General features: G+C 42.0%; 12 protein-coding genes. 5 read left to right on the top strand and 7 right to left on the bottom strand.

Annotated features, from left to right (window positions below; all coding sequences use genetic code 11):
• Positions 1–18 precede the first annotated feature (18 nt).
• From DIU38_RS14280 to DIU38_RS14270, 3 genes are read left to right on the top strand one after another with little or no spacing between them, the layout of a single operon-like run.
• Entirely contained in the window at positions 19–771 is a 753-nt protein-coding gene (locus DIU38_RS14280) for a prolipoprotein diacylglyceryl transferase (protein WP_112652086.1), read from the top strand.
• Entirely contained in the window at positions 764–2,161 is a 1,398-nt protein-coding gene (locus DIU38_RS14275) for a radical SAM protein (protein ID WP_112652085.1), read from the top strand. Before DIU38_RS14280 ends, DIU38_RS14275 begins: the two co-directional genes overlap by 8 nt.
• Complete coding sequence (locus tag DIU38_RS14270) at positions 2,158–2,475, top strand: hypothetical protein (protein ID WP_112652084.1); 318 nt, start codon at positions 2,158–2,160, stop codon at positions 2,473–2,475. The genes DIU38_RS14275 and DIU38_RS14270 overlap by 4 nt, the downstream gene beginning before the upstream one ends.
• Here DIU38_RS14270 and DIU38_RS14265 read toward each other — a convergent pair.
• The 5 genes from DIU38_RS14265 to DIU38_RS14250 form a co-directional block, all read right to left on the bottom strand.
• The gene (locus DIU38_RS14265) at positions 2,472–3,404 is read right to left on the bottom strand and encodes a Ppx/GppA phosphatase family protein (RefSeq protein ID WP_112652083.1); all 933 of its coding nucleotides are present in this window, start codon (positions 3,402–3,404) and stop codon (positions 2,472–2,474) included. The genes DIU38_RS14270 and DIU38_RS14265 overlap by 4 nt on opposite strands.
• Positions 3,405–3,500: 96 nt before the next feature.
• Complete coding sequence (locus DIU38_RS14260; RefSeq protein ID WP_112652082.1) at positions 3,501–4,754, bottom strand: ABC transporter permease; 1,254 nt, start codon at positions 4,752–4,754, stop codon at positions 3,501–3,503.
• The gene (locus DIU38_RS14255) at positions 4,747–5,667 is read right to left on the bottom strand and encodes an ABC transporter ATP-binding protein (RefSeq protein WP_112652081.1); all 921 of its coding nucleotides are present in this window, start codon (positions 5,665–5,667) and stop codon (positions 4,747–4,749) included. The genes DIU38_RS14260 and DIU38_RS14255 overlap by 8 nt, the downstream gene beginning before the upstream one ends.
• A 54-nt stretch (positions 5,668–5,721) precedes the next feature.
• Positions 5,722–5,880: a hypothetical protein gene (locus tag DIU38_RS33070; protein WP_167516181.1), complete on the bottom strand. Its 159-nt coding sequence runs from the start codon at positions 5,878–5,880 to the stop codon at positions 5,722–5,724.
• Between the two features lie 578 nt (positions 5,881–6,458).
• Positions 6,459–7,607: an exo-alpha-sialidase gene (locus DIU38_RS14250; protein WP_112652079.1), complete on the bottom strand. Its 1,149-nt coding sequence runs from the start codon at positions 7,605–7,607 to the stop codon at positions 6,459–6,461.
• Positions 7,608–8,062: 455 nt separating this feature from the next.
• Here DIU38_RS14250 and DIU38_RS14245 point away from each other — a divergent pair, with 455 nt between their 5' ends.
• Together DIU38_RS14245 and DIU38_RS14240 are read left to right on the top strand one after the other, a co-directional pair.
• Positions 8,063–10,036 (top strand): S9 family peptidase, encoded by a 1,974-nt coding sequence (locus tag DIU38_RS14245; RefSeq protein ID WP_112652168.1) that lies wholly within the window; start codon positions 8,063–8,065, stop codon positions 10,034–10,036.
• 39 nt (positions 10,037–10,075) lie between these two features.
• Positions 10,076–12,076 carry an alpha/beta hydrolase family protein gene (locus DIU38_RS14240; RefSeq protein WP_112652078.1) on the top strand — a complete coding sequence of 667 codons (2,001 nt, stop codon included), beginning with the start codon at positions 10,076–10,078 and terminating at the stop codon, positions 12,074–12,076.
• An 89-nt stretch (positions 12,077–12,165) separates the two neighbouring features.
• Here the strand turns inward: DIU38_RS14240 and DIU38_RS14235 are convergent, their stop codons facing one another.
• Both DIU38_RS14235 and DIU38_RS14230 read right to left on the bottom strand, forming a co-directional pair.
• Complete coding sequence (locus DIU38_RS14235) at positions 12,166–12,702, bottom strand: pyridoxamine 5'-phosphate oxidase family protein (RefSeq protein ID WP_112652077.1); 537 nt, start codon at positions 12,700–12,702, stop codon at positions 12,166–12,168.
• A 117-nt stretch (positions 12,703–12,819) separates the two neighbouring features.
• Complete coding sequence (locus DIU38_RS14230) at positions 12,820–14,184, bottom strand: exonuclease domain-containing protein (protein WP_112652076.1); 1,365 nt, start codon at positions 14,182–14,184, stop codon at positions 12,820–12,822.
• Positions 14,185–14,289: the final 105 nt, after the last annotated feature.

The raw sequence follows: 14,289 nt of genomic DNA, 5'->3' as shown, positions 1-14,289 counted from the left end.
GTGCTATAAAAGCTAAACTTGCATTTTCCTGTAAATATACCTTTAGGCAACTCATCTATCCCGGTACATTTTGTTTGCGAAACATTGTCGTACTTTTTAGGTTACCGGTATTACGCCTGGTTACGGAAACATACTGCTGATAAGATCAGTACCGAACATCGACTTATCATCTTTATCGGTGCGGCGGCAGGCGCATTTATTGGCTCGCACCTTGTAGGGATCTTTGAAAACCCACCGTTGCTGTTCTCGCATTTCAATATCATCTATATTATGGGCAATAAAACCATAGTGGGTGGGATGCTTGGTGGATTGATAGGTGTTGAGCTTACCAAAAAACAATTGGGAGTAACCGCGTCATCTGGCGATTTGATGGTTTATCCATTGATCCTGGCTATGGTTATTGGCCGTACCGGGTGTTTTTTGGCCGGGCTGGAAGATGGGACTTATGGCATAGCCTCCAACCTGCCCTGGGCTATTGATTTTGGTGACGGAATCCGCCGACATCCTACTAATTTATATGAAATTGTATTTTGGGGAATGCTTTGGGTTGTACTCAAACTCATTGAACAAAATTATCGTTTTGCCGATGGTGCAAGATTTAAAGTATTCATGGCAAGTTACCTTGTTTTCAGGCTACTGGTTGAATTTATCAAGCCAGATTATTTTTTCGGTTTTGGTTTATCGGTAATTCAGTTAGTTTCTCTCGCCGGTATTTTGTATTATTATAAAGTATTTTTATATCCTAAAAAGCTGTTTGTAAACCATGCCTGAACGCCCGTATATATACTATGATTTTACGTTAAGCATTTGCTCCACCTGTTTACGACGGGTTGATGCCAAGATTGTTTTTGAGGATAATAAGGTTTACATGCTTAAAAACTGCCGCCGGCATGGTTTTGAAAAGGTGCTGATTGCCACAGATGTGGAATATTATAAAAACTGTCGCAACTATGCAAAGCGAAGTGAGATGCCGCTTAAGTTCAACGCCAAAACACATTATGGCTGCCCTTATGATTGCGGCTTGTGCCAGGATCATGAGCAGCACTCGTGCCTTACCGTTGTTGAAGTAACCGACCGATGTAATTTAAGCTGCCCTACCTGCTATGCCATGTCATCGCCCACATACGGCAGGCACCGCACTTTGACCGAAATAGAACAGATGCTGGATGTTGTAGTAGCGAATGAAGGTCAGCCGGATGTGGTGCAGATCAGTGGAGGAGAGCCCACGGTGCATCCTCAGTTTTTTGAGATCCTGGATATTGCCAAAACCAAACCTATTAAACATTTAATGGTAAACACCAACGGCATCCGCATAGCTAAAGATGAAAATTTTGTAAAGCAGCTGGCCACATACATGCCCGATTTTGAGATTTACCTGCAATTTGATTCTTTAAAAAAAGAGGCACTTGAGCAGTTGCGCGGTGAGGATTTGCGCGAAGTAAGGCAGAAGGCTATTGAAAATCTTAATAAGTACAATCTGTCCACAACGTTGGTAGTCACTTTGCAAAAAGGTTTAAATACCGATGAATTAGGTACAATTATTGAATACGCGTTGCAGCAACCCTGTGTCCGCGGCGTAACTTTTCAGCCTACGCAACAGGCCGGCAGGTTAGAGAATTTTAATGAACAAACCGACCGTTACACCCTAACCGAAGTACGTAACGCGATCCTTGAACAAACCAGTGTATTCAATAAAAACGACCTGATCCCGGTACCTTGTAACCCGGATGCCCTGGTGATGGGTTATGCCCTTAAGCTTGGAGGCGAAGTGATTCCGCTGACCCGGATGATAAACCCGGATGACCTGTTGGATAACTCAAAAAATACTATTGTTTATGAAAACGATGAACGCCTGAAAGGCCATCTGCTTAATATGTTCAGCACAGGTAATTCGGTTGATAAAGCTAACGAACACCTGCACTCGTTGTTATGTTGCCTGCCTGAAATTGACGCGCCAAGTTTAAGCTATGATAACCTGTTCAGGGTGATCATTATGCAATTTATAGATGCGCAGAATTTTGATGTTCGGGCTATCAAAAAATCATGTGTGCACATCGTAAATAAAGACATGCAGATCATCCCTTTTGAAACCATGAACATTTTTTACAGGGACGATAAGCGGGAATATCTTGAACAATTAAGAGGAGAAATTTTGGTATGATCGAAGGCGAAAATAATAATATACAATCTCAAGCGAATAGTAAGGTTCCCGATAATAATGAGGGAAAGAAGCCATCTGCAATGAAAATAGTTGGGTATAACCTGCTGGTATTCGCTGCTTACACCGTTATTTGTGCAGTTACGAGTAAAGATGGCGGGTTTGTTTTTGATATGTTTTTTATAGGTATACAGTTTTTTGCTTGTATCATATTTGCCATCATCAATAGAAGTTGGGGGTGGATATTAAGCGCGCTAATGGTTTTAATCATCGGGTTTTCGACCTGTGTAAGCATGTTGAGCATCAGCGGAATTTAACCGCGTTCCAACATCCCCGCCAAAACCCCTTCTTTTAACGAATTGGTACACATGCTTACCTTATGAATATCCAGCGCGTGCATAATAAAGCGTGTAATCAAAGAGGCAGCTACGATCATATCAACCCGAACAGGAATAATCCCCGGATTACCCAGTCTTTCTTTATGGCTTGAGAGAATGAGCTTATTGGTGATGGTTAACAGTTCTTCCTCATCAAAATCATAATGCTGAATACTCTTTAAATCAAAAACTCGGGCCTTTTCTGTTTCAATCAATCCGGCGAAAGTTTCAAACGAGCCTGATGAGCCAACAAGGGTATCAATTTCAATGCTCGTAGTTGCGATGAACAAATCATGTAGCCTATCCTCAAGATACAAATTCATAGCCTCGATAGATGCGGGCGGAATAGGGTCCGTGTGGTGAAACTGGTCCATAAGGCGTGCGGCGCCAACTTCAAAGCTCTGTTTCCACAGGATTTTATCGGTGTTGCCCAAAATAAACTCCACACTGCCGCCTCCAATATCCATGATGAGCGAATTTTTAGCCGATAGGCATCCACTTAACTTTACGCCATTATAAATAAAAACGGCTTCCTGTTCTCCGTCGATAATTTCGATAGCGATGCCTGTTTGGGCCTCCACTTCTTTAATGAAATCTTTACCGTTTGAGGCACTCCGCAAGGCCGAAGTAGCAATTGCCCTTACACTGGTGACATTGTTGGCAGCAATGAGTCCTTGAAAATATTGCATGGTATTCACGCCGCGCTGAAAGGCATCAGGCAAAATATAACCCTTATTAATGCCTCCCTCGCCTAACTTAACGGCTTCCGTAATATGTACAATTTCACGGTAGTCATGGATATCGCCTTCGGCAATCAATAAATGGAAGGTGTTTGTACCCAAATCCATTACTGCAACGCGTTTACTCATACGGCTAAAATAAATAATCCCCGAAAATGTTTATCATTCCCGGGAATTTTATTCAGTAAATCCGAAATCGAACATCCGATATCCGAAATCCAAAAACTATTCTTTATAAAAGAACCACTTAACCAATTCTTTATAACTTGCTTTTTTGCCATACATCAGCACGCCTACACGATAGATCCTTGCCGCGACATAGGTAGTAAATAAGAAGCCTACCACCATCATACACATAGATACTGCTACCTGCCAGGGTGCCGGATCAAAAGGAAGGCGTACCATCATGGCAACTGGGGCTGTAAAAGGAATTATAGACAACCAAACAGCCAGTGGGCTATCAGGAGCCCTAAAAAGTACTGATACCGATAAAATATAAGTGAACAGCAACGGCATGGTAATCGGAAACATGAATTGCTGGGTTTCTGTTTCACTATCTACTGCCGACCCTACTGCCGCAAACAGGGCTGCATATAACATGTACCCACTTAAAAAATAAAATATAAAACAGCCCAAAATATATCCAAATGGGATTGTTGATAAAGTAGCTATTATACCAGCCATTGGGCTTACCGGCGAATTGAAAGCATGCCCGGCTATTTTAGATGAAATTAGCGATAAGATTATCCAGGCACTGAACTGTGTTAAACCAACCAGTCCAACACCGATAATTTTACCCAGCATTAGCTGAAAGGGTTTAACGGATGATATTACTACCTCGATAATGCGGTTGGTTTTTTCCTCAATAACACCGCGCATAACCTGTCCTCCATAAATTAAAAGCGAGAGGTATATAAATATGGCACAGGCTATACTAACGCCTATATTGGCGCCGAGATTGGCATCTTTATCGCCTGCCTTCGTAATTTCGACCGCTGTTACTGAAAAATCTACTTTTTTTAGTGTATGAAGAACGGCAGTGTCAATATGATTTTTCTCCATAATATTAGCTGCCGTGATTTCATTCAATTGTTTTTGAATTTCATCGGTGATCTGTATAGCTGCCTTTTTCTTTGAAAAAACCTGTATAGCGCCAGATTTATGATAATTACCGGGTATATATAATGTTGATACAGTTTCATCGTCTTTAAATTTCGCTTTCGCTGTTTTTATATCGTCGTTTGTTACTGTAAATTTGATGTTTGGCGTATCATGAAATTTGTTTGCATATAATTTGGTATCATCAACAACATTTATTACATGCAATCCGGCGAGTTGCTCGCTGCTTTTTGCTATCCAGACAATAGCTCCACCCATAGCTAAAATCAACAAGGGCACTACAAATATCATAATGATGAATGATTTTTTGCGTACCCGTGTAAGGTACTCGCGTTGTATAATGAGTAATACTTTATTCATGGCCGGTGGAATTTAGGTTTACTTTTTCAATAAAAATTTCGTGCATGCTCGGGATAACTTCCTGCAGCATATTTACCCGCGCTTTAGGAATTAAGTATTGCAATACATCATTGGAATTATGCCCTTCCTTTAGTTTTATCTTGATATTGTGACTGTCGTCATCGGCAATAACTTCGCTCATTATTTCAAATGGCTGGCTGCCATCAAATGCAATACGTTTGCCGGCATACTCAATAAGGTAGGTTTCGTTACGGTATGAGTTGCGGATGTGTTTAACCTTGCCATCCAATATCTTGTGCGATTTATGGATAAGGGCGATGGCATCACAAAGCTCCTCAACTGATTCCATGCGGTGGGTGGAAAATAAAATAGTGGCTCCTTTTCTATTTAGCTCCAATATTTCGTCTTTAATCTGTTCGGCATTTACAGGGTCAAATCCGCTGAAAGGCTCATCTAAAATGATCAAATCGGGCTCATGGAGTACGGTTGCCACAAACTGGGCTTTTTGCTGCATGCCCTTTGAAAGCTCTTCTATTTTCTTTTTCCACCAGGTTTCCATCCCCAGTTTCTCAAACCAAAATTTGAGGCGTTTTTGAGCTTCAGCCCGGTTTAAGCCTTTTAACCGGGCCAGGTAGATCATTTGTTCACCAATCTCCATTTTTTTATAAAGGCCGCGTTCTTCGGGCAGGTAACCGATACGTTCGATATGAGATTGACTAAGTTTTTCACCGTTAAAATAAATCTCGCCCGAATCGGGAGCTGTAATTTGGTTAACTATACGGATAAGGGATGTTTTACCGGCGCCGTTAGGGCCAAGCAGGCCAAAAATTTGCCCGCTTTCAACTTCCAAACTTACATCACTGAGTGCACGGTGACCGGCGTATTGTTTAACAATATTGCGGATGCTTAGCATTTATTAAGGTTTATGTATCTGTTTTGCTTGTTAGATGGAGTTAATCAATAAAAGTTACAGGTTGGGTTTATCATACGGCCAGTTAACATTGAAATCGCTTTTATATTGTGCGGTGTTTAGGCCTTGTTCGCTGTTAAGCAGGTTTAATACTGTTACTCCGAGGTATATTCCTCCTATCGGTATAAGGATGTATACCAAATTTAGGTACTTCATGAAGTCTAATTGCGTTAATACGGAAAAATTCTCTGCTAAGTATCGTAAGGCGAAAGGTACAATATTATAAAATAGCATTATTATCAGTCTGCACAATACGAAAAATAGTAAAGGGGTTTTAATTTCCTTATGCCTGACCATAAAAGTTATTATAGTTAAATAGATTACGATAATAATTCCTGTTATGGCTGAAATCGAAGAATACAACATTAGGAATTGTTGATTCAATTGCATTGTACCGATTACTAAGCTGGCTAAATATTGGGTCAAACTAAAAATTATATAAATGGCAAAAGCGTTTGCTATAAGTTTCTTTTCATTTGCCGTTTTCAGTAGGCTTATCACAAATAGAATGATCCATAAGTAGCAAGCCATGATTGCAAATGATGATAAATAGTATCCCCATTCTGGCAAAAAAACATGTAGTACTGTGATAGCAAATGAGAGGATCAACAACGCCGCATATATAATTGAAAATGCAATGGTAGCATAGGTATTATTCAGGTTTATTTTCATTATTCAGGTATAGGTTAATTATATAAAAATATAAAGTAAAATTGCATAAACTAACCAGTCTCTTACTTCAGTTGCTTTAAACTAAACCTAAGCGTTTCAATTGCCTCCTTTTGCCTTGAAATGATCACGTACATATAGCCATTATAAATAATGGTATGCGGGTAACCGTATTGCCCGCCTTTCCATAAGCCTTCTTTTTTTAGATGGTACAGCTCATTTGCTATGATATAGTTTTTATCGAATGATTTGCCATCGGCAGAAAGGGATAACACCAGCGGGTTACGGTCATAATGGTGGAGCGTATCAGGGATACCGACATAATAAAATCGCTTATCCGGCAACCGGCCGAAATGAAATTTACTGTCATTATCCGAAAATGGAGCTTCCGCCGGGCGCGACCAATTGCTACCGTTATCCCTGCTTTCGGTTAGCCATAAATGGCCTTTCCAGCCTTTGCCGGTTACCCTGAGCAGCATGTGCAGTATATTGTCGTTTGTTTGGAAAAACGAACCTTCGCAAAGCGGCGGTAAACCGGATTTGGTAGCTGGTGCATAAAACATAGCGGGGTTATCCTGCTTATAAAGTGAATCGGGATAGAAACTGCTTAGTTTCCAACCCGAAAGCCCGCGGGGATCATCTGTGTAAGGGAAAGTGAAATTACCGCTGATGATCAGCCTTCCGCTATTGGTAACCTCCGGGCCATGGTTTGGTACGACAGGCAAATGCATATCAAGCGGTTCGCTCCAATGTTCGCCATCGGTACTGGTTTTGGCCCACAAGTGGGTGTTATTACGGTGTTTGTCATAATCGCCGTAATAGGCTACCAAAGTTCCTTTATATTGATAAAGCCCGGCGGCGGTGAGAACCGTGAGCGTATCGTTGACTTTGCCAGGATTGGCTAAGGTTTTTAATGCCGACCAATGTTTAAAGTCTTTAGAAGTGGCATAAACTACCCTTTGCCCCGGCGAATCCTCATCAACCATTCCGTTGCTCCATATAGCCACAAAGCGGTCTTTAAAATGGATAATGGATGCATGATGGTTGTAAAGCCACTCTTTATCCGGCGAGTAGATCATTGATCGTTCGATATTTAGCTTTGGTACGCCGGCTTCGGTTTGGTAATTGTTGCTAATGGCCGTAGTTTGTGCGTGGGTATTAAGAACGGATAAAAAAAGGCAGATAACAAAAGGGAGCTTTAATTTTGTAGACATGATTCTAATTAACGCAAATTATCCGGTTAGTGAAAGCTGAGTTGAAATTTGCCGAAGTAAAAGCCAGGTTTCTGCAGGGCGGTACTAATAATTGTAGTGTCCGTTACTCAAAAATATCGTGAGTAATAAAGGGTAAACATGTCTGAAAGGGGAGTTAACAGGGTTAACACTTTTTTAATATTTTAATTTGAATGTATTTATAATCAATTGCTTGTGTTTTTTAGGGGTTACACTAAACTGATATTTAGGTTAGCTAAGTTTGATGCTGATGGTTTACCTGCATCGCAACCATATTTCGTAACTATATTGCAACATTCATTGCTACTAAATATTTAAATGTGTTTGCCCTGGTCATTAATATGCCAGAATTTTGTAATCCCGGTCATGGCAATCCTTTTATCCCCAAAAATCAAGGTTCTTTTACTAAATTACAGGCGCTATCAAATACATCATTTATGAAGCGAACATTACTTCTAATCCTCGCGCTTTCAGCTGCATTTAACGTATTCGCCCAGCAAAAAAAAACTTTAAAACCTGCCGATGTGTATCGGATCCCAACGGTGAGCGATCCCCAATTATCGCCCGATGGCAAGTGGGTGGCTTATAGTGTTTCTGAAGTTGATACTGCTAAAGACCGCCGTGTATCACACCTTTGGATGCAGAGTTTTGATGGCAAAGAGTCCATCGAACTGACCCATGGTGAGGAGGCTGCCTCGTCGCCGCGCTGGAGCCCGGATGGTAAGTATTTATCATTCCTGTCTTCGCGCGATTCAAAAACAGGCTCACAGGTTTGGCTCATCGACCGCCGGGGTGGCGAAGGGGTAAAACTGACCAATATTAAAGGTGATTTGAGCGATTACGCCTGGAGCCCTGATGGAAAGCGTTTGGTGATGGTGATAGGCGACCCCGAAAATAAAGGCAAAGAAGAACCTAAAACCCCCAAACCCATAGTTATTGACCGCTATCATTTTAAACAGGATATAGTAGGATATCTTCAGCACTTGCATAGCCATCTATATTTAATTGATGTAACCACAAAAAAACTGGATACATTAACCAGGGGTGATAAAGATGAAAGTTCGCCGGTATGGTCGCCAGATAGTAAGACTATTGCATTTGTGAGTAACCGCAGTGCCGATCCTGATAAAAATCAAAATACCGATATTTTTACCATTGATGCCCGGCCGGGTGCCAGCATGTTGCAGCTAACCACATGGAAGGGGAGGGACGGTAACCCGCAATGGAGCCCCGATGGCAGATATATTTCTTACCTCCGTTCAACCAGCGACGCCGATTATATGATGTATGATCAGAGCGTGGTGTGCATTATGGATGTAGTTGGCCAAAATAATAAACCATTCACGCTTCAGCTGGATCGCCCGGCTGGTGCACAAACCTGGGCTAAAGACAGCAAGAATATTGTATTTATAGTAACGGACGACCGTACACGTTATTTGGCCAACATCAATATCAACAGCGGCAAGATAACTACGATAAACAAAGGCGATTACGTTTTTAACGACATAGCTACCAATCTTTCGGGCAATTGGGTAGTTCAAAAAACCGACCCGTATACTCCTGCCGAATTATTCGCTTTGGAAGATAAAAAACTTCGCAGGCTAACTTTCCATCACGACGAATGGTTAAATACAGTGCAATTGGCATACGCAAAAGGCTTTGAGTCAACAAGTGTCGATGGTACCAAGGTATCAGGCATTGTTTTAACGCCCGACAGTATTCCTAATAAGAAATATCCTTTGATCCTATTTATTCATGGTGGACCGGTAGGGCAGGATGAATTTGGTTTTGATGCTACAAGGCAAACGCTGGCTGCTGCCGGTTACGCTGTAGCGGCTGTGAACTACAGGGGCAGTAATGGCCGCGGGCTGGATTATTGTAAAGCCATTTATGCCGATTGGGGCAATAAGGAGGTAAAAGATTTGCTTGGTGCGGTCGATCAACTCGAGAAATTAGGCATCGCAGATCCTGATAAGCTGGGTATAGGTGGCTGGAGTTATGGCGGCATACTTACCGATTATACAATAGCCTCCGATACCCGCTTTAAAGCAGCAGCCAGCGGAGCGGGCAGTGCGCTGCAGCTTTCGGTTTATGGTAGCGACCAATATGTGTTACAATACGAAAACGAAATAGGTACGCCCTGGAAAAATGCAGACAAATGGATCCAGATTTCGTACCCGTTTTTTCATGCTGATAAAATAAAGACCCCGGTACTGTTTATGTCGGGCCTGAAGGATTTTAATGTGCCGACCATCGGCAGTGAGCAAATGTACGAGGCATTGAGAACCCAAGGCATTCCAACCGAACTGATATTGTATCCTAATCAATTTCATGGGCTTACTAAGCCAAGTTACCAGGTTGACAGGTTGCAGCGCTATGTGGAATGGTATGATAAGTATTTGAAAAAATAATATTTTTATGCCCTCGAAACGGTTTTTTTATCCTGTTTTATGAAATATGTCCTGTTGATTTTAAGTAGTTTGGCTTCTTCGCCTTTGATGGCTCAAACCACCAAAAAGCCGCTTAAACCTACCGATCTGTATAAACAACCAACGCTGATGGCGCCACAGCTTTCTCCGGATGGCAAATGGGTGGTTTATGAATTATCTGAAGTGGATACAGCTAAAGATAAGCGTGTGTCGCACTTGTGGATGCAGAGTTTTGACGGCAAGCAATCCATTCAGCTTACTTATGGTGATGAGCCGGCATCCACTCCTAAATGGACCCCTGATGGTAAGTTTATTTCTTATCTGTCCGAAAAGGATTCAAAAAACGGCGGGCAGGTTTGGTTGATGGACAGGCGCGGTGGCGAGGGGCACAAGCTCACCGATATTAAAGGTGAACTTGAAGAGTATGTTTGGTCGCCGGATAGTAAAAGGCTGGCATTGATCATTAAAGATCCCGAAAACAAAGGAAAGGAAACGCCCAAAACTCCTCCTCCTATAAAAATAGACCGTTACCATTTTAAGCAGGATATTGAAGGGTATCTGCAACATCTGCATTCGCATTTGTACTTGTATGATGTGGGTTCGAAAAAACTGGACACTCTTACGAGTGGTAACATGGACGATAGCTCGCCGCAATGGAGCCCAGACGGAAAAAAGATTGCCTACATAAGTAATCATACAGCCGATCCGGATCGGAATGAAAACACAGATATCTTTACGATAGAAGCTAAACCCGGTACCGAGCCGCAACAGCTTACTACTTTTACCGGCCATGATATTAACCCCATTTGGAGCCCTGATGGAAAGCGCATAGCCTACCTGCGGTCAACAAGCGATGCCGATTATTTCATTTATCAGCACGATGTTTTGTACCTGATGGATGCCGACGGAAAAAATAATCGTCCATTAACAGATCAGTTGGACAGGCCTGTTAGCAATATTGCATGGAGCAAGGACGGCAAAGACCTTGAATACGTAGTAAGTAGCGACAGGATCCGCTATATCAACAGGTATAATTTGCTTCTCCGTAAATCTGTGTTGGTTTATAAGGGGAACGAATGCAGTTTTTCTGATATCATTGGCCATTCCTTAGGCGTATGGATGGGTAAAATGACCACTCCATACATACCCAACGAATTGGTGGCTGTTGAAAATGGCAAGATCCGCCGTTTAACTTTTCACCAGGAGAAATGGTTAAGCGAGGTTAAACTGGCTTATGTGAAAGGTTTCCAGTCGTTCAGCAGCGATGGCACACTGGTTTCGGGGATACTTTATACGCCCGATAGCGTAGTTACTAAGAAAATGCCTTTCATTCTTTACATTCACGGCGGCCCTACCGATCAGGACGAGTTTGAGTTTGATGAGATCAGGCAAACGTTGGCTTGTGCGGGTTATGCAGTAGCCGCTGTAAATTATCGTGGCAGTACAGGGCGAGGCATTGAATATACCAAAGCTATTTATGCTGATTGGGGCAATAAGGAAGTGAAAGACTTACTGGGTGCTGTAGACGAATTGGTTAAACTTGGGATAGCCGATAAAGACCGCCTCGGCATTGGTGGTTGGAGTTACGGGGGCATCCTTACCGATTATACCATAGCTACTGATCCCCGCTTTAAAGCAGCATCAAGCGGGGCGGGAAGTGCCTTACAGTTAGCCATTTATGGATCAGATCAATGGGTGATGCAATACGATAATGAATTGGGAGCACCCTGGAAAAATGCTGATAAGTACATTAAGCTATCGTACCCGTTTTTTCATGCCGATAAAATAAAAACGCCAACCCAGTTCATGTCGGGTTTAAAAGATTTTAACGTGCCCACCGGCGGAGGCGAACAAATGTATGAAGCGCTGAGATCGCAGGGTATACCAACACAACTGGTACTTTATCCTGGCCAATATCATGGCATCACCGTGCCCAGTTACCAGGTTGACCGACTGAAGCGCTATATTGAATGGTTTGATAAATATTTGGCTCCCCAACCCCCTAAAGCGGGAGCTTTTTGATTAACAAAACTTAAGAGCAAGAGCGGCTTAGATAATTATACCTAAGCCGCTTTTTATTCTGTAAATTCAATAATTCAGACATTCTGATTTCAGACAACCAGCTTTCCCTCAACCGAATCATCAATGGTTTTGCCGATAGCTGCACCGGCGAGCCGTTTTACAAATGCAACGGCATTGCCATGTTTATTGTCCCAGTAATAGCCTTCAGTTGGTTCAACTTTAATAACGCTGATGCGCGGATCGTCGATACCTTCCGTAAACCACACTTTGAGTGTCGGTTCCCATAGTTCTTTGATCTTTTCTTTATCTTCGGTAATAGTAGCTATGCCATAAAGGTTTAAAAAGTCTGAATATCCTGACCCCTGGAAAAGCAGATGGACAAAGGGATCTTTAGCTAACTCATCATTTTTATGGCTGTCATTAGCACTCAGAAACCAGAAGTTGCCCTCATCATCAATTTTCTGTGCCGACATTGGCCTCACTGAAGCAGGTACGCCTGTTTTAAGACTGCTCACAAAGAAGCAGCTTTTTGCGCTTTCGGCAAGTTCTTTAATCTTGGCCAGGGCTTCAGGTCCATTCAAGTCCTTCATATTATCCTCAGGCTGTTGTTGATTGATACTATCCATTGTTTCAAGTTTTTGGTGGTAAATGTTATCAGAGTAACAAATCAAAAACTCAATTGTGTGGATTTATTTAACTTAGTAGATAATTATTTAGTTATAAGTTTTTATTAGAGGGATAGTCTACCCAAACACCACCATCCTGTCTGGATATTTTGAAGCATAAGTTGCTACAATATTTTTGATATAGTCATTCCCCGGATAAGGTGTGAGATAGCTTTTGAGTTGCTGTATGTTATTGGCATCAAAATAATGGGAGATATAGCCCATGCCATAAAACTGGCCTTTTTCTACCAAAATACAGCTATGTTCATCGCCGGTACGGCCCTCATCCCTGATAGCGTACGTTGGTAAAGCTTGCTTAAGCTGATCGATGGCATTGTTGACCTTTTCGTTATAACTGTCGGGAGGTTCAACACCTTCGCAGGCACAGGAACTTCCTGCTGCACTAACGCAGGGCTCATTGTTTTTTTGTATAAAACAAAGCTTAGGGCACAGGTCAAATGCTTCTATCAGTTTGTTGAGCAGGTTATAGCCATCAAGCAGGGAATTGCAGGTATATATTGGGTCGCTGTATTTGCGGTATTTATCAACTGCCAGGCGAATATACCCGCGTTGATCTTCAAAGGCATAAAGGCAGAACGCATTTTCAAAGCGTTTTAACGAGCGATTATATTTGGGCCATAAGCGTTTGATCTCAATAGCTTCCAACACAAAGGCGATGAGCTCGGTGCCGCAAACCTGATAAGTGATCTGGTATATATTGCGTAAAAATTCCTGGCGCTGAAAGCCGGGGTTGTTGCCTGTAAAGTGGCTGCTTACCCTTTTTTTAACGTTTTTGGCTTTGCCTACATATATCACTTTGCCTTTTTGATCATGAAAGTAATATACGCCCGGTGTATATGGCAACTGGTCAATGTCTTTTTTGGATAAGTTGGGTGGCAGCACCTGATCTTTTGAACCTTGCTTAAGCGACTGTTTGATGTGGTTCTCTGTATCACTGTTCAGCAATAAGGTAAACAGCTCGGCAGTAGCTTCAGCATCGCCCATGGCACGGTGGCGGCTTTGATTATCAATACCCAAATGTTTACACAATCTGCCAAGACTATATGAAGGCAAACCTGGCAATATCTTACGCCCAAGCCTTACAGTACAAAGCTTATTTGTTTGCAGATCATATCCCGCGGCAGCGAGATGATATCTGACAAAAGAAAAATCAAAATTTACATTGTGCGCTACAAAGATTTTACCGTGAATGAGGTGGTAAATATCAGCTGCCACATCCTCAAAAGGGGGGGCATCCTTTACCATCTCGTTGGTAATACCTGTTAAGGCGCTGATGTAAATAGGGATTTCACGCTGCGGATTAACAAGCGTTTCAAACCGCTTCACTACTTTTTTCCCATCATGTATGCATATCGCTATTTCGGTGATACCATTAGCGCTGGCATGCCCCCCAGTAGTTTCTATATCGACAATTGCATACATGATATTTCAAATGTAATATAAATTTGCTAATTATTTTAGTGTTGTTTAAAAAAGTCGGAAAGTTTGCAGTTGGAAAGTCCGAAAGTTAAAAAGTTTGGTTTGTGA

It is taken from the genome of Mucilaginibacter metallidurans, assembly GCF_003286435.2.
Lineage (GTDB): Bacteria > Bacteroidota > Bacteroidia > Sphingobacteriales > Sphingobacteriaceae > Mucilaginibacter > Mucilaginibacter gossypii.
Note: the sequence above shows the minus strand (reverse complement) of the source record. Positions and strands in the feature narration are given on the sequence as shown.

Bases quoted from the DNA above. Each gene is read 5' to 3' on its own strand.
- DIU38_RS14240 (WP_112652078.1), top strand. From the start codon at position 10,076: ATGAAATATGTCCTGTTGATTTTAAGTAGTTTGGCTTCTTCGCCTTTG.
- DIU38_RS14250 (WP_112652079.1), bottom strand. From the start codon at position 7,607: ATGTCTACAAAATTAAAGCTCCCTTTTGTTATCTGCCTTTTTTTATCC.
- DIU38_RS14235 (WP_112652077.1), bottom strand. From the start codon at position 12,702: ATGGATAGTATCAATCAACAACAGCCTGAGGATAATATGAAGGACTTG.
- DIU38_RS14230 (WP_112652076.1), bottom strand. From the start codon at position 14,184: ATGTATGCAATTGTCGATATAGAAACTACTGGGGGGCATGCCAGCGCT.
- DIU38_RS33070 (WP_167516181.1), bottom strand. From the start codon at position 5,880: ATGAAGTACCTAAATTTGGTATACATCCTTATACCGATAGGAGGAATA.
- DIU38_RS14265 (WP_112652083.1), bottom strand. From the start codon at position 3,404: ATGAGTAAACGCGTTGCAGTAATGGATTTGGGTACAAACACCTTCCAT.
- DIU38_RS14270 (WP_112652084.1), top strand. From the start codon at position 2,158: ATGATCGAAGGCGAAAATAATAATATACAATCTCAAGCGAATAGTAAG.
- DIU38_RS14275 (WP_112652085.1), top strand. From the start codon at position 764: ATGCCTGAACGCCCGTATATATACTATGATTTTACGTTAAGCATTTGC.
- DIU38_RS14255 (WP_112652081.1), bottom strand. From the start codon at position 5,667: ATGCTAAGCATCCGCAATATTGTTAAACAATACGCCGGTCACCGTGCA.
- DIU38_RS14245 (WP_112652168.1), top strand. From the start codon at position 8,063: ATGAAGCGAACATTACTTCTAATCCTCGCGCTTTCAGCTGCATTTAAC.
- DIU38_RS14260 (WP_112652082.1), bottom strand. From the start codon at position 4,754: ATGAATAAAGTATTACTCATTATACAACGCGAGTACCTTACACGGGTA.